Source organism: Bradyrhizobium liaoningense (assembly GCF_018130785.1).
Lineage (GTDB): Bacteria > Pseudomonadota > Alphaproteobacteria > Rhizobiales > Xanthobacteraceae > Bradyrhizobium > Bradyrhizobium liaoningense_A.
Genome location: NZ_JAFCJT010000001.1, coordinates 152,454 through 167,756 on the forward strand (window position 1 = coordinate 152,454; position 15,303 = coordinate 167,756).

16 protein-coding genes are annotated in these 15,303 nt (G+C 63.8%); 2 read left to right on the top strand and 14 right to left on the bottom strand.

The window, feature by feature from the left end; all coding sequences use genetic code 11:
* Positions 1 to 173: 173 nt before the first annotated feature.
* The 14 genes from JQ627_RS00670 to JQ627_RS00735 all read right to left on the bottom strand — a co-directional run bounded on the left by JQ627_RS00670 (position 174) and on the right by JQ627_RS00735 (position 12,265).
* Positions 174 to 431, bottom strand: coding sequence for a hypothetical protein (locus JQ627_RS00670; RefSeq protein WP_212482247.1), 258 nt, complete (start codon positions 429 to 431; stop codon positions 174 to 176).
* A gap of 230 nt (positions 432 to 661) precedes the next feature.
* Positions 662 to 1,780 carry a helix-turn-helix transcriptional regulator gene (locus JQ627_RS00675; RefSeq protein WP_212482248.1) on the bottom strand — a complete coding sequence of 373 codons (1,119 nt, stop codon included), beginning with the start codon at positions 1,778 to 1,780 and terminating at the stop codon, positions 662 to 664.
* A gap of 108 nt (positions 1,781 to 1,888) precedes the next feature.
* Positions 1,889 to 3,001: a helix-turn-helix transcriptional regulator gene (locus tag JQ627_RS00680; protein WP_212482249.1), complete on the bottom strand. Its 1,113-nt coding sequence runs from the start codon at positions 2,999 to 3,001 to the stop codon at positions 1,889 to 1,891.
* A 145-nt stretch (positions 3,002 to 3,146) separates the two neighbouring features.
* Complete coding sequence (locus JQ627_RS00685; RefSeq protein ID WP_212483179.1) at positions 3,147 to 3,380, bottom strand: hypothetical protein; 234 nt, start codon at positions 3,378 to 3,380, stop codon at positions 3,147 to 3,149.
* Entirely contained in the window at positions 3,349 to 3,597 is a 249-nt protein-coding gene (locus JQ627_RS00690; RefSeq protein WP_212482250.1) for a DUF6894 family protein, read from the bottom strand. Before JQ627_RS00690 ends, JQ627_RS00685 begins: the two co-directional genes overlap by 32 nt.
* A 189-nt stretch (positions 3,598 to 3,786) precedes the next feature.
* On the bottom strand, positions 3,787 to 4,761 hold the full coding sequence (locus JQ627_RS00695) for an AraC family transcriptional regulator (RefSeq protein ID WP_212482251.1): 975 nt from the start codon (positions 4,759 to 4,761) through the stop codon (positions 3,787 to 3,789).
* A 234-nt stretch (positions 4,762 to 4,995) separates the two neighbouring features.
* The gene (locus tag JQ627_RS00700; protein ID WP_212482252.1) at positions 4,996 to 6,153 is read right to left on the bottom strand and encodes a LuxR C-terminal-related transcriptional regulator; all 1,158 of its coding nucleotides are present in this window, start codon (positions 6,151 to 6,153) and stop codon (positions 4,996 to 4,998) included.
* 305 nt (positions 6,154 to 6,458) lie between these two features.
* Positions 6,459 to 6,971, bottom strand: coding sequence for a hypothetical protein (locus tag JQ627_RS00705; RefSeq protein ID WP_212482253.1), 513 nt, complete (start codon positions 6,969 to 6,971; stop codon positions 6,459 to 6,461).
* A gap of 98 nt (positions 6,972 to 7,069) precedes the next feature.
* Positions 7,070 to 7,516 (bottom strand): MaoC family dehydratase, encoded by a 447-nt coding sequence (locus JQ627_RS00710; RefSeq protein ID WP_014496047.1) that lies wholly within the window; start codon positions 7,514 to 7,516, stop codon positions 7,070 to 7,072.
* Positions 7,517 to 7,905: 389 nt separating this feature from the next.
* Entirely contained in the window at positions 7,906 to 8,328 is a 423-nt protein-coding gene (locus JQ627_RS00715; protein ID WP_212482254.1) for a hypothetical protein, read from the bottom strand.
* A gap of 12 nt (positions 8,329 to 8,340) precedes the next feature.
* Positions 8,341 to 8,562 carry a hypothetical protein gene (locus JQ627_RS00720; RefSeq protein WP_063684528.1) on the bottom strand — a complete coding sequence of 74 codons (222 nt, stop codon included), beginning with the start codon at positions 8,560 to 8,562 and terminating at the stop codon, positions 8,341 to 8,343.
* 105 nt (positions 8,563 to 8,667) lie between these two features.
* Positions 8,668 to 9,501: a lytic transglycosylase domain-containing protein gene (locus JQ627_RS00725; protein ID WP_212482255.1), complete on the bottom strand. Its 834-nt coding sequence runs from the start codon at positions 9,499 to 9,501 to the stop codon at positions 8,668 to 8,670.
* Between the two features lie 119 nt (positions 9,502 to 9,620).
* Positions 9,621 to 10,427: a shikimate dehydrogenase gene (locus JQ627_RS00730; protein WP_212483124.1), complete on the bottom strand. Its 807-nt coding sequence runs from the start codon at positions 10,425 to 10,427 to the stop codon at positions 9,621 to 9,623.
* Between the two features lie 5 nt (positions 10,428 to 10,432).
* The gene (locus tag JQ627_RS00735; protein ID WP_212482256.1) at positions 10,433 to 12,265 is read right to left on the bottom strand and encodes an NAD(P)/FAD-dependent oxidoreductase; all 1,833 of its coding nucleotides are present in this window, start codon (positions 12,263 to 12,265) and stop codon (positions 10,433 to 10,435) included.
* Between the two features lie 173 nt (positions 12,266 to 12,438).
* Here JQ627_RS00735 and JQ627_RS00740 point away from each other — a divergent pair, with 173 nt between their 5' ends.
* Both JQ627_RS00740 and JQ627_RS00745 read left to right on the top strand, forming a co-directional pair.
* A complete protein-coding gene (locus JQ627_RS00740; RefSeq protein ID WP_212482257.1) occupies positions 12,439 to 14,064 on the top strand; it encodes a long-chain fatty acid--CoA ligase in 1,626 nt (541 codons plus the stop codon).
* A 108-nt stretch (positions 14,065 to 14,172) separates the two neighbouring features.
* Positions 14,173 to 15,291, top strand: coding sequence for a glycoside hydrolase family 172 protein (locus tag JQ627_RS00745; protein WP_212482258.1), 1,119 nt, complete (start codon positions 14,173 to 14,175; stop codon positions 15,289 to 15,291).
* Positions 15,292 to 15,303: the final 12 nt, after the last annotated feature.

The window sequence follows — 15,303 nt, forward strand, 5'->3', positions numbered from 1 at the left end:
CGTAGGGCGTCTGCGTCGGCGGGGCACCGGCACTCCCGGTACAGAGTTCCGCATCGTGCGCATTCAGGAGAGGCCGAGAGACCGGCTGCGCATGCGAACGCTGCAGCATGGCCAGCCCCACCAGTTGAAGCGTGACGAGCGCCGCGGTCAGGGCGACGGCGACGATATTGACGTTACGCGCGTTCGAACGTGGTGTGGCCGGTCGCGCGCTCGCGCGGATCAACTCCGTGGGCATTTACAAAAGTATCCTCTTCACTGCAGACAGAAATGATTCCATTCAAACGCGGCGCTTCATGCGGCCGCTCCAGCAAGTGGCGGTAGCGCTGCAACGCGCGTTTCGCGTCGATCTCGCGCTGCTCGCGGAATGCCGCGCCGATGCGGGCAACGATGTCGCGGAACTTGCCGGCCAGGACCGGTGACGCCGTTCGCATGACAACCTCCTCTCAATTTGCGCGAGAGATTGATGGGATTCACTTCCGCTTGTCGTGAGCTGCTTCACACCAGGATCGAACGTGTCGAACAGGAAAACGTGTGATTTCTCGTAGAAGAGAACGCGGAGAATCGCGTCATTCGATCGAACGACCCGCGATAAATTTCTAATGATGCTGCTGTTTGAACCAATTGCGAGCCGAAGCGACTCGCCTGCGCCATCGAAAGCGCGTCAGTGCACCAGCGGATTGGAGAATCCCGCCGCAAGCTTGACGAGGTCGGCCTGACGGCTGACGCCGGTCTTGGCGAAGACGCGATGCAGATGCGTCTTCACCGTCGTCTCCGCGATGCCGAGTGCGACCGCCGTCTCCGGCACGCCGCCGACATCGACGATCGACTGCAACACCCTCAGCTCCGCAGGGGTCAGATCGAACGTGCGGTCAATCACTCCGGCAGATGAGCGGCCGTCGAGTTCCGCCTTCCAGACGAACAAGGCACCGACGGCCGAGGTGCGCTCGGCCGCGCCTTCGCGGAGCAGCGACGGCAACGCGATGACATGCGCGACGTAATAGGATCCGTCCTGTGACATCAGCGGAATTTTCCGCCCTGAAGCCGCCGCCAGGGCGACCTCCCCTGCGTCACGGAAAATATCGCGCAAGGCCGCACCTGCCGCAGATGACCTTGCGACGAGACGGCCCGCGACCGACCGCAAAAAATCGTCGGCCGCAAGCAACGTATCCGCAGCCGGATTGCTGTGGACGATGTTGCAGGCCGTATCGAGCAGGATCACGCCGGCATTCAGCCGATCGACGACGTCGGCGAGCGCGGTCGCACGCTGCTGCTTCCGCTCGATCGTTTTATTGATCAGCAGCGCCCGGCTCACATGCGGGACGAGGAACTGCATCCGCGCCCGCTTCTCCGCATCGAGCATGTCCCTGCCGGGAATCACGGTCATCAGCATCGGACACGGCGACTTCGACCGTTCCAGAACCACGTTGGCGACATCGACGCAACCCTGCGGTCGCAGCCATTCCTGATAGAACCGCCCGCGGCGATATTCGTCGAAATTCACGAGATCGGGGATGTTGCGTACTTCGCCATATCTCGGAAGCCGCGCGAGTGGGTCGTAGCGAGAGTAGGTTTCGGCGTAGAGCTGGATGTAGTGCGGATCGACCCCGCAATAATAATGCGTCGCACCGGACTTGCTGACCGGATCCTTCGAAATCAGCCCGCAGGCCCGGCTGCCGATAAACGCATTGAGCATGACGACGACATCGCTCCACAACTCAGGATGGAGACCGGCGTCATATATATTCTCGATCAAATCGGACTGTTTGGGAGGTCGGGGCATCAGAACAGCCAATGGTGACCTGGAGATATCGAAATCTTCGTCGTGCCCGGCGGCATTCTTGAGTCTCTCGCGGGAGCAAAAGGTTCAACGCCGACAGCGATTGACCGATCAGTTGACGAGCGGATTGGAGAATCCGGCGGCCAGCTTGACGAGATCGGCCTGCCGAGAAACGCCGGTCTTGGCGAACACCCGATGCAGATGCGTCTTCGCCGTCGTCTCCGCGATGCCGAGCGCCGCCGCCGTTTCCGGCACGCCGCCGACCTCGACGATCGACAGGAACACACGCAGCTCCGCGGGTGTGAGATCAAAAGTCCGCGCGATCAACTCGCCATAGGATGGCCCGCCGAGCGCGACTTTGCGCAGCAGCAGCGCACCGGCGGCATCGGCCACCCGCTCGTTGCCGTTCCGCAGCACGGACGACAGCGGCAGGACATGTGCGACGTAACGTTCGCCGCTAGGTGACAGCAACGGAATCGCGCGGTCCCGCGCCGCAAGCAGGGCAACATCAGTGCGCGTCCCGAACGCTTCGCGCAGGGTCTGGTTGGCTTCCGCGCTGGAGGTCACGAGCTGGCCGGCGACGGACCTCACGACGTCATCGGCAGCAAGCAAGGCGTGACCGGCGGAGTTCGCGTGCACCACGCGGCAGAAGGCATCGAGCAGGAAGATGCCGCAGGCCAGATTGTCCAGCACGTCCGCCAAGGCCGTCGCCAGGGTCAATTGCGAGGTGATGGCGCGGTTGATCAGCAGCGCGCGGCTGGCATGCGGCACGATCAGCGAGAGCCGATGCTTCATCGCCGGGTCCACCATGCGCCGGCCCGACAGCACCGTCATCATCACGGGGCAGCTCGATTTCTCGAGCACGACATTGGCCGCATCGCTGCAACCCTGCGGTTGCATCCATTCCTGGTAAAAGCGCCCTCGCCGGTATTCGTCGAAATTGACGAGATCGGGGATGCTGACGATCTCGCCATGCGGCGGCAGCACCGTCAGAGGATCGAATTTCGAATGGGTTTCGGAGTAGAGCTGAATGTAATGCGGGTCGGCGCCGCAGTAATAATGGGTGACGCTGAATTTGCTGATCGAATCCTTGGAAAACAGCCCGCAGGCCTGCCCGCCGACGAAATCGCGAATGCCGGCGACGACGCCATTCCACATCGCGGGGTCGAGCCCGGCGTCATAGATGGACTCGACCAGTTCGGGCAGCTTCCGTGGTCCGTGCATGTGCTCGAAATAGCCTGAGTGATCAATATCACCAAGCCTACCACAACCACGGCATGCGGCGTCCTCCGATCGGAGGAGGCGCCGGCCGCGCGGATGAAGCCCGGCCGGCGGGCGTCGCGTTCAAGCCGCCAGGGCTGATGCCGACTCAGAACACGACGCGAAGGCCGCCCTTCGCTGTTCCGGTCCGACTCTGGTCGGACATCATCATGCCCTCGACCGCGCCGAACACTGACACGTTCTGGCTCGTGCGGTAGTCGAAGCCAAAGCCTGCGACCGCAGCATCGTTGAGCACTTGGCGCCGCGACCGGTTGTCGGCGTTGTCGCCATGGAAGGTGAAGCCGGAACGGTCATGCCTGGTCCCAGCCGAGCCTCTCGGCACTCTCCGACCAGACCACAGCGCGATAGACCTCGCGTCCGCCGGCATCCCTGACGCGGATCCAGGCATCGCGATCCCGCAAATCGTCACGCCAGACGAACAGATGTCGCGCCATCTCGTCGGCCACGACGAACGTGGCCTTGGCTTGCTCGAAGACCATGCCGCCCGGATCGATCTTCACGACATTGTCGACCAGGAGATCAAAGAAGAAACGGCGCATTTAACACTCCAACTGCCGGCGCCGTTCGAAACACAGCATCATTGATCTACTCCGCGCGCCAGAAGACGTAGTCGGCCGAATGAGACTACGGAAAGGCCACCGCGGCGCGGCCATGAATCTGCGATCGAGGATCATGTCAAATCCCTCCTGGTTGAAATCGGCGGTTCGCCGAAATTCAGTCGCGCGCGGTCACAGCGCCTCGCCGCTCCTGACGCCGCTCGGCGTCGCGCCATAGGCCCGTCGGAAACAACGGTTGAAATAAGAGAGATCGCCGAAGCCCACGTCGTAGGCAATCGAGCTCACCGGCCGCCCGGCGAAGTCAGGCTCGCGCAGCATGCGATGAGCGCGTTTGAGACGCTGCTCGGTCAGGAAGGAAGAGAACGTCTTGCCGTCGGCTTCGAACAGCCGCTGGAGATAGCGCGTGGTCACGCTGAACTCCTGCGCCACAGTCGCGACCGACAGGTCCTGCTGCCAGCAATTATTGGCGATGAATGACTTCATCTTCCGCAGCCGCGCGGCCCTGACGCCGCGGCGCCCGGCCAGCTCGTGAACCTCATCCGTCGCGCCGAGAACGCGCGACATCAGATCGTGGAGATGCGCAACAGCAAGCTGGCGCAATGCCGGCACCGCGAACGCACGCTCGCGCACCAGCGCCGTCGCGTAATCGACGAGCAGGCGAAGTCCGGCGGCGTGCTCCGGAATGATGCGCATCACCGCATCGTCGATGTCCACGATCATCGGTGCCAGCACCCGTCGCGGCACGCGGATCGACAGACAATTGCCGAGCGTGAGGCGTTCGTAGATCGTCGCGTCTTCCGCGCTCGTCAGAACCGCGTCACCGGGACGAAGCCGCAGGTCTCGTCCGCGCGCAGACACTTCGACGATGCCTGAGCGATTGACCATCAAGCCAAGGCTGTCGTCGCCGTCGATGACCAGCTGCTTGGTCCGGATGACCCGCGCGCCGATCAGCCCGCCGATCACCAGTTGAGCATCCGGCGAACTGTGGGACGTGAGATTCGCTGCGAACGGCTTTTCGTCCGTGGCCTCGACCTCCGACTTCAGCACGCCGCGGCAGTAGAATTCGCGCAGCAGCGGCACGCGTTCGTCTTCGGGAATATCGTCCGTCGAAACATTGAGAATGGAAAATTCGTCCTTGCGGCTCACTGCAATTTCTCCAACCGACGAGCAGACCCGGCCACGAGCTGTCGTCTCCCCGCACCCGCGTCCGGTGCCGGCGCGCATTGTTCCGTGGCGCACGCTGCCCTTCTCATTCAAGTGGCGCCATATACGAAAGTATCAAATGACGCGCGTCATGCGTTCGGAGGACCTGACGATCCCGCTCATCACAATGGATTGAGATTGCATCGCGTGCCGCCGCGGCTCGCGCCGTGAAATGAATCACACGGCGTCGTCGTCGCGGCTCGCTCGTTGTGCAAACGGCGCGGTGAAGCCGGCCGCGATCTTCACGAGATCCGCCTGCCTGCCGGCACCTGTCTTCTCGAACACGCGGCCGAGATGCGTCTTCACCGTCGTCTCGGCAATGCCAAGCTTTACCGCGATATCGGGAACGCCGCCGACCTCGACGATGGCCATCAGCACGCGCAATTCGGACGGCGTCAGCCTGAAGGCCGCAGCAATGGCGTCGGGCACGAGCGATGGCACCATCGCCGCCTTCTGAACGAGGAGCACCGTAGCCGCGACGTCTCGCGGCAGGCTGCGATCCCGTTTCAATGGAAGGGCATGGACGAGATAGTGCTGACCGTCCGCCGACGTCGCGAGCTCGATGCCGCGCCGACCGGTCGGATGAGCTTCACCATCCGCGGCGATTTCGAGCAGGCCGCGGAATAATCTGTCGGCCTGCGTGTTTCGGGCCACGATCCGGTCGCCGACCATCGCCAGCAGGTTTGCATCGACGAACAGCTGCCGGCACGCCGCGTTGGCGTGGACGACGCGGCCATCCGCGTCGAGCAGGCAGATCGCCGTGCTGAGGCTGTCGAGGACGTCGGCAAGGTCGTCCACGGCATGCGAGCGCGCCCTGATCTGCCGGCCCATGATCCTGGAACGCTGGATGTGGGGTGCGAGCAGCCGCATGCGTTCGCGCATCGCCTCGTCGACGGTTCCGCGGGATCGGTGGCGTAACACCTGCAAGACCGTGGTGCGCGCGTCCGACCTTTCGAGCGAAACGGTCGCGAGGTCGATCGCGCCCTGCGGTTCGACCCACTCGCGATAGAAGCTCGTCGCCACGAAGTCCGCATGAGGCATAACATCGGTCACGCCGATGGTCTGCTCTGCCGCGAGAGCGAGATGGCGATCGAGCAGAGGGTCCTGCTCGACATATCTGTCGCGATAGAGCTGGCGAAAGCGGGATTCGGTTCCAAAATGCTGGTGAATCTCGATCGAGAGCCTTGCCGCATCGCGGGACAGGATGGTCGCGGCACAGCCGCCGACGAAATGTGAAACCTGTTCCAGCGCGCCGCTGCGCAGCGCGGGATCGACCGCCGCATCGTAGATCTCACCGACGAGAGACGAGAACCGGTTTGCCTGGAGGATCGTCATCGGAGCGACGATGCGATCCGCGTACTGCCCGGGTGACAAAGGGGGCTTGCGCATTGGAAATTGGCAGAGGCGACAGAGCGGTCAATCGCCTTCGACGAGGAAAATGCGGTGCAGCGAGATGCCAAAATATCGAACATCGTCCTTGCGTAACGTCAACCGCAGGGTGCGGCTTGGACGTTTGCGCCAAAGACTAGGATAAATACGAACAGCGCGCGGACTGTGTGCGTTGTGTCACGCGCTCGCGCGCTGCTGCCGGGCTCTGTTGCCACCAATTCCCGCCGGCATCGCCGGCGGTCGCCGGCAATTTACTTCCGGTTCTCCTCGCAGAACTTCAGCGCGGCGAGCGCCTCGCCGGCGCGCGGGATCTGCATCTCGATGCTGTCCTCGTCATCGTCCTCGAAATCGAGCGACAGACGCCTGGCCTTCGACAGCCGGTCCATGATCGACTGATCGTATTCGAAGATGCCGCGCACGGTGGTCTTGTCCATGACCTCCCACTTCGCCTTCTTCATGATGTCAGCGTCATCGGTGCTGACATCGGCCCGGAGGATCTCGCCAACCTTGTCCCACTCCCAACCGTCATAGATCATCACGATCACGATGGCCTTCTCGGAATAGGTGATCACGATGACGTAGTCGCGGTTCTCGTCCTCCTTGTCCTTGTAGCCGCGGCTCGCATTGCAATGCGTATCCTGCGTGCGCTTCTCGATGGTCCAGTCGCCGACCTTGGATTGTTGCGCGAGCGCCGGCCTTGCGCTCAAGACGGCCGCGCCCAAGGCGCCTGCGGTCAGCAAAGCCGCAAGAAGGAATCGTTTCATGTCAGCCTCCAGCGTGTTCCCCGCGCGGAGATGACCACCTCAGCCGGCGGCCCGCAAGGGCTTGAGGAAGCTGACCAGGGCCAATGGCGGCGGCGCCCTTACACCCGCCTGGGGATGATCGCGATCGGGGTGAAGGTGTAAACCTCCTCACCGTTCTGGTTGAACATCGTCCATTTCACCAGCGCGATACCCTGCGGCTTCGACTTCGACGGCGTCAGGCTCATGACCTCGCCGACCAGATGCAGGCGGTCGTTGGGCCGCACCGGGATGGTCCAGCGCAGGCCGTCGACGCCCGCGCCGATCAGCGGATGCGGGCCGAACGGGCGGGCCTGGATCGCAAGGTTCATGGCGATCGCGGCGGTGTGCCATCCTGATGCAGCCAGGCCATTGAAGAGGGTCTGCTTGGCGGCCTCGTGGTCGAGATGCATCGGCTGCGGATCGAACTCGGCGGCAAAACGCTTGATGTCGGCTTCGGTGACTTGCACCTCGGGCGATTTGAACCGCATTCCGATGGTGAGATCGTCGAACCATTCGACCTGCGCCATGATTTCGCCTCGCAACATGATTTGCCGCCCGCCCGGAAAGGCGCGGCAGAATGGACTGAGCAGGACCGGGATGTAACGGGTCCGCGGCGCCCAAACCAGCCCCGGGTTCCCCGCGAAACCCGTTTCCCAAAACGACGAAACACGCCTGAAACAGATGGCCGGTTATCTAGTTGTCAAAATCATACAGGGATGGCCACCATGCAATTCTTCCTCGACCTGATCCTGGATTATGCCTGCTGCCAAAATCTCGTCTCCCAGCCGCGGCGGGAGGATGAGCTATGATCGAGCTGATCTCAGCCGTCCTCGCGCTTTGCAGCATCGGCGTCTTTGCGGCGCATGCGCTGGATGCCTATCGCACCACGCACCACTGACCTGCAGGCCCTCCGGCGCTAGAACGGGCGCCGGTAGAAGTGTTCCGAATGCGTTGCCGGCGGAAACCGATTGGCGAGCGCGATCGCTGCGTTCTCGTCGGTCTCGAGCGCGATCTTCTGCGCCAGCATGACGTCGCCGGGCACGAGAAAGCCGGACGGGACGAAGCACCATCCCATCGTCGCGCGCCCTTCATCGTCGATTTCATGGACATTGGCGGCCGTGCCGTAGTGGACGCGATAGGTCTTGCCGGTATCACAGCCGACGACATCGAAATACCGATGCTGCTCGAATTGCGCGCGCTGCGCCGGCGACAGCCATTCGGCCAAAAGCCGGCGGCCGCGGGCATCCGGCGTATTCTCGCCGAAGAAGCGCCGATAAAGTTCGCGCAGCGCATGCAGACGCGCACGCGCTGGCGCGCGGAGCCAAACTGCCGCGATCATGAGCAGCTCAGATCAACCGCCGACCAGGCGGGGATAGAACAGCGTTTCGTGCGCGGTCGGATCGAATGACTTGATACGGGTGACTTCACCTGGTCCGGTTCGATAGGCGGCGGTGAAGCCCGCTCCGGTCAGCTCACGAAAGCGCTGTTCGGCTCGCGCCAGCGCTTCGGCATTGCCAGGATCAAACTCGTGGCGCGTGTCGCCCGTCTGGTCCATCACAATCTGGGTAGCCATGTTGAGTCTCCTCATGCCAGCCCTGCCCCCGATCAAAGCAAACCTCGTGCCGTCAGTTCCTCAACGCAAGAACTTTCTCCTGCGCGGCCGAGCCTTCATGCGGCCTCAACGCGACGCGGCCGCCCCTCCTCCCTCGTCGATCTGCCGTCCCATCAGGGCGATTGCCTTCTGATAGACGCCGGCAGCATTCCAGGCCTCGATAGCGGCAAAATTCGGTTCGCCCGGCTGGTAACCGGCTCCTGCGCGCCAGCCGTGAGCTTTCAGGAAATTCGCCGTCGAGTTCAGCGCATTGGCGGCAACCTCGAGATTGCCGGTGCCATAGGCCAGGATGTTCTTGGGCATGAACTGGGTCTGGCCGACCTCGCCGTGCATTGAGCCGCGGGTTGATCCCGACAGCGTGCCGCGGTCGATCAGCTTCAGGGCGGCATAGAGCTGGTCGGTGAAGAATTCGGGACGGCGGCAGTCATAGGCAAGGGTCGCGATCGACGACAGCATGTTCTGGTTGCCGCGCTGGCTGCCGAAACCGGTCTCCATGCCCCAGATCGCGATCAGCGGCCCGGGCGGGACGCCGTAGCGCTGCTGGATCGAGGCGAACAAGGCGGCCTGCGACTGCTTGAGCTGCCGTCCCTTGGCGACGATGGTGGTGGCGCCGCGCTTGGCGAGGAACTGATCGAGCGACAGCGAAAAACTGCGCTGCCCGCGGTCAGCTGCGATCGTGGCACTGGCGTAATTGGTCTGCATCAGCGCCGACACCGCGGTCTGGCCGATGCCCTTGCCCTGCGCCTCCGCGCCGAACTCGCGCTTCCAGGCCTCAAAACCCGCCGGCGAGCTGCCGCATTGCGCGGCTTCGGCCATGGATATCAGGGACATGGGCGCCAGAGAGAGAAGCAGCGCGGCAGCGCCGATCGTGGCCGTCGCAACGGTCCTGGCCTTGGTCATTCCCTGGTCCTCTCACATAAAAGTGCGCGACCGGCTCGCGCGGGCCCATGATCCTACGTCGGCCCTGATCGCTCAAGCCCCATCCGGCGCGACCTGTGCCTTGACACCGGGGCGACCGCCTAGCCTTCCCCGTCGCGGCCGAGCAGGAAATCCACCATGATGCCCTGGTGCTGCTCGTACATGTCCGTGCCGGTCCCGGTCACGCAGCCGATTTTGCGGGCGGCTGCGATGAAGGGCGAGACTTCGGGCTTTGTGATGACGCAGCCGCAATAGGCCGACGGCGCAAGCCGCGCGACATCGACCGGCAGCGGGTCGCCCTCCTTCATCCCGGCAGGTGTCGCATTGGCGACGAAATCGAAGTCCGCGGGATCCCCGGTGCCGACCCGCACGGGCGCCTTGCCGAGCTCGTTGAGCCGGCCGATCAGGGCGTCGCGGCGCTCGGTCGCGCTGTCGTGAATCGCGAGATCGCCCACGTCGGCCTCGACCAGCGCAAGGGCGATCGCCGATCCTGCGCCGCCGGCTCCGACGAGCAGTGCCCGCATACCCCGCGGATCGATCCCCTTCGCCCGCGCCGCACCAACGAAGCCGAGGCCGTCCACCATGTCGCCATGCCACAGGCCGTCAGCACGCCGGCGCATCAGATTCACGGTGCGCAAAAAATGTGCGCGCTCCGTCGCACTTGTGCAGGCCTGGTAGCACGCGAATTTGTGCGGGATGGTCACGACGATGCCGTCGAGGTTCTTCAGCCGCGTCGCCACCGAGAGGAAATCGGGCAGATCCGCTGGCGCGACCTGAACGGGCATCAGAATGCCATCGTGCTCCCGCGCGGCGAAGGCGGCGCTGACGCCTGACGGCGAGCGTACCTGCGCGATGGGATCGCCGACGATGACGTAGAGCCGCGTAGCGCCAGATGGAGCTGGGATCACGCCGCTCAAGCCGGAACCTCGGAGGTCAATTCCAACCCATCCAGACTGCCTTCCTTGCGCCATTTGGCGAGCAGCCGCAGGAACGCCACCGGCCCGCGCCAGTACTGGCTGTTTCTCGCCGCGATCGGATCGAACACGCCCTCGTTGTTGTAGTAGCCCGGCGTGCATTCGGCGAGATAGGACTGGCGGCCGAGCGCGGCCTTGACGACTTCGTCGACCCAGGCGTTCTCGGCGGCGAGCGTCGGCTCCAGGGTTCGCGCCTTGCGCTTGCGCGCCTCGGCGATGACGTAGGCGATATGTTGCGACTGCTCGTCGATGATGTGCGGGAAGTTCGCGCTCTGGCCGGCCTGCACCGTGACGATCAGGAAACAATTCGGGAAGCCGCGGCTGTAGAAGCCGTGCATCGTCTTGACGCCGTCACGCCATCGTTCGGACAGGCTCATGCCGTCGCGACCGTAAACCTCGAAGCCCATGCGGCGGGCGTAATCGGTGCCGACCTCGAAGCCGCTGGCATAGATCAGGCAGTCGAGCTCGTAGGCCTTGCCATCAACCACGACGGCGTTCTCGGTGATGCGCTCGACGCCCTGCCCCCTGGTGTCGACGAGATGCACATTGGGACGATTAAAGGTGTCGAGATATTCGTCGTGGAAGCATGGCCGCTTGCAGAACGCCTTGTACCAGGGTTTGAGCGCCGCCGCGGCGGCTTCGTCCCTCACAACCGTATCGACGCGCGCGCGGATCTCTTCCATCTTGCGGTAGTCGGCCTGCTCGATGACCTTCAGCGCCTCCTCGATCGAGGTCACCGGCTGCGGCTGGCGGCGCGGCGCGAGCAGGATCTCGCCAAGCAGGCCGGTCCAGCCGTCCTGCACCAGGTCCCGTTCGAACGGTTCGCCCGAGATCACCGCGGTGAAATTGTCCATGCGCTCGCGCTGCCAGCCGGGCTTGAGGCTCTGCGCCCAGTCTGCGTCCGTCGGACGGTCGTCGCGCACGCCGATCGCCGATGGCGTGCGCTGGAAGACGTAGAGCTCTTTCGCCGAGCGGCCGAGATGCGGCACGCATTGCACGGCGGTCGCGCCGGTCCCGATGATGCCGACGCGCTTGTCGGCGAGGCCGGTGAGCCCGCCCTCGGCGGTGCCGCCGGTGTAGCCGTAATCCCAGCGGCTGGTGTGGAAGCTGTGGCCCTTGAAACTCTCAATGCCGGGAATGCCCGGCAGCTTCGGGCGGCTCAGCGGGCCACCGGCCAGGATGACGAAACGCGCGCCGATGCGATCGCCGCGATCGGTCTCGACCAGCCAGCGCGCCGCGCCTTCCTGCCATTCCATCCGCACGATCACGGTCTGAAAGAGCGCGCGCTCGTAGAGATCGAAGTGACGGCCGATGCGGCGCGAGTGCTCGTAGATCTCGGGCGCGCGCGCATATTTGCGCACCGGCATGTAGCCGGTCTCTTCCAGCAGCGGCAGATAGATGTAGCTCTCGGTGTCGCAGGCGGCACCGGGGTAACGATTCCAGTACCAGGTGCCGCCGAAATCGGCGGCCTTTTCCACGATCCGGAAATCACCGATGCCGGCTTCGCGCAGGCGAGCGCCACAGAGCAGGCCGCCGAAGCCGCCGCCGACAATGAGCACTTCGGTCTCTTCGCTGACCGCTTCGCGCGCGAATCCGGGATCGGCCCAGGGATCGTCGAGGTAGCGGCCGAAATCGCCGGTGACCTCGACATATTGCGCCTTGCCCTCGGTGCGCAGACGGCGGTCGCGCTCGTCGCGATAGCGCATGCGGAGGGCGTCAATGTCGACCTTAGATTCGCCGGCTGCACCGGTCTTGTGTCTTTCCGCTGACATCCATGTCCTCCACGGCGAACGCTGCTTCGCCGGCAGCTCGCATCAGTTAGCCCTGAAAAAGTGACGCATGCAATCACGTCCGTTCTTTTTTGCGTGAACGCCGCATGACGTTCCGCTAACCTCGCGCGCAAATCACAAGTACGCCGCGCAACGACGTGGCTGCGGAGGAGACCATGCTGGGATTGATGATGGACATGCCGCTCCTGATCAGCGGCCTGATCCAGTATGCCGCGGACTATCACGGCGAAGCCGAGATCGTCGCGCGCGAGATCGAGGGCGACATCCATCGCTACACCTATGCTGACGTCCATCCGCGCATCAAGCGCATGGCGCTGGCCTTGAAGCGGCTCGGCATGAAGCGTGGGGACCGTGTCGGCACGCTGGCCTGGAATACGCACCGCCATTTCGAGATGTTCTATGCCGCGCCGGGCATGGGCTACGTGCTGCATACCATCAACCCGCGGCTGTTTCCCGAGCAGCTCGTCTACATCATCAACCACGCCGAAGACCGGCTGCTGTTCATCGACCGCGCCACGCTGCCGCTCGTCGAGGCGATCGCGCCGCAGCTGACGACGATCGAGGCCTACGTCGTGATGTCCTCGCGCGAGCGGATGCCGGAGACGAAGCTTGCGAACGTCCATTGCTACGAGGAGCTTCTGGAAAAGGAGAACGACGCCGGCTTCGCCTGGCCGGAGTTCGACGAAAAGTCCGCCTCCACCATCTGCTATACGTCAGGCACGACGGGCAATCCCAAGGGCGTGATCTATTCGCACCGCGCCGCGATCCTGCAGACCATGACCTGCTGCAATTTCGACTTCCTGCCGGGCCATCGCGAAGGCGTACGCGAGGTGATGATGCCGATGGCGCCGCTCTTCCATGGCAATGGTTGGAACATGCCGTTCACCGCGCCTTACACAGGATCCAAGCTGGTGCTGCCCGGCCGCAACTATGAGCCGGACAAGCTTTATGAGCTGCTCGAAGGCGAGAAGGTGACGCTGTCGGCGGGCGTGCCGAGTTTCTGGCTGATCCTGCTCGACTGGCTCGGACGCACCGGCAACAAATTCTCCACCTTGCGCGCGACGCTGTCGTCAGGCTCGGCGCCGCCTCGCGCGATGGTCGAGAAGCTCAGGCGCGACTACGACATCGACTACATCCAGGCCTGGGGCATGACCGAGGCCTTGGGCTGCTCGATGCCGAGCCTGCGTCCGGGCTCGGAACATCTCGGCGACAAGGAGAAGTTCGACCGGCGCCAGGTGTCGGGCCGCGCCTGCTTCGGTACCGCCTTGCGCATCGTCGACGACGGTGGCACCGAGCTGCCGCGCGACGGCAAGACCGTCGGACATCTGCGCGCCCGTGGTCCCTGGGTCGCCTCCGGCTACATGAAGCTCGACGAGGGCCTCGACCGCGACGGCTGGCTGATCACCGGCGACATGGCGGTCATCGATCCGCAGGGCCATGTCACGCTGACGGACCGCTCCAAGGATGTGATCAAGTCGGGCGGCGAATGGATCTCCTCGATCCAGCTCGAGGACGTCGCCTTGTCCCATCCCGATGTGCTTCAGGCCGCGGTGGTCGCGATCAACCATGAAAAATGGCAGGAGCGTCCCCTGCTCCTCGTGGTCCGCAAGAAAGGCGCGACCGTCGACGGCAAGACGCTGCTCGACCATATGCGCCCGAGGATCGCGAGCTGGTGGATGCCGGATGCGGTCGAATTCCTGGACGAATTCCCCATGACCGGCACCGGCAAGGTGCTGAAGTCCGCGCTGCGCGAGAAGTTCAGGGAGTACCGCGTCGCTTGAAGCGACGCGCGGCCGCGCAACGCCCCTCTCTGTGCGCGATCGCCTTCATCTTTTGGTAGATTTGGCGGCGATATACCGGGACGTCGCTAACCCCTTATCGAGGACACCATGGCGTTTTCCGGATTGGGCCTGCATCTCGGCAATCTGTCGCGCCTGTCGAATGCGCAGACGCGCTCGATCAGCCCCGAGAATTTCACCGGCGAGAAGGGCAAGGGCGGCATGTCTGTCGACGGCCCCGCTGCGCGTCAGGCCCGCGACCTCGGCCAGGGCTGGAAGGTCTCCCCCTATGTCGTGATCGAACCGGGCACGACTTTCACGCTCGCCGACGTCGAGGGGCAAGGTGCGATCCAGCAGATCTGGATGACGCTGGCGCGCGGACGGCTTCGTCACTCGATCCTGCGCATCTACTGGGACGACCAGGAGCAGCCAAGCGTGGAATGCCCGGCAGGCGATTTCTTCGCCTGCGGATGGGAGGAATTCGCACAGGTGTCGTCGCTCGCGGTCTGCGTCAATCCCGGCCGCGCCTTCAACTGCTATTGGGAGATGCCGTTCCGCAAGCGCGCACGCTTCACGCTGGAGAACCGCAGCGAGGAGCAGCTCACCGTCTACTACCAGATCAATTACACGCTCACTGAGGTGCCCGAGGACTGCGCCTATTTCCATGCCCAGTTCCGGCGCACAAATCCGCTCCCTTACAAGGACGTCTACACCATCCTCGATGGCATCAGCGGCAGCGGTCATTATGTCGGCACCTACGTGGCATGGGGCGTCAACAACAACGGCTGGTGGGGCGAAGGCGAGATCAAGTTCTTCATCGACGGCGACGGCACATTCCCGACCATCTGCGGCACCGGCACCGAGGACTATTTTTGCGGCGCCTACAATTTCGATCCCTATGTCGCGCATTCCGGCCAGGGGCCGGCGCAACAGTCGCGCTATCAGGAATTCACCACGCCCTATGCCGGCCTGCCGCAAGTGATCCGCCCTGACGGCGTCTACAAATCGCAACAGCGCTTCGGCCTATACCGCTGGCACATCCCCGATCCCGTGCGCTTCCGCACCGATCTGCGCGTGACGATCCAGGCCCTGGGCTGGCTGCCGGGCGTCAAGGAAGCAAAGTACCTTCCGTTGCAGGACGACATCGCCTCGGTCGCGTTCTGGTACCAGACGCTGCCGACCGCACCGTTCCCCAAGCTGCCCGGCCCGGACTATCTAGAGGTCGGCTAGCCGCTGCTGACC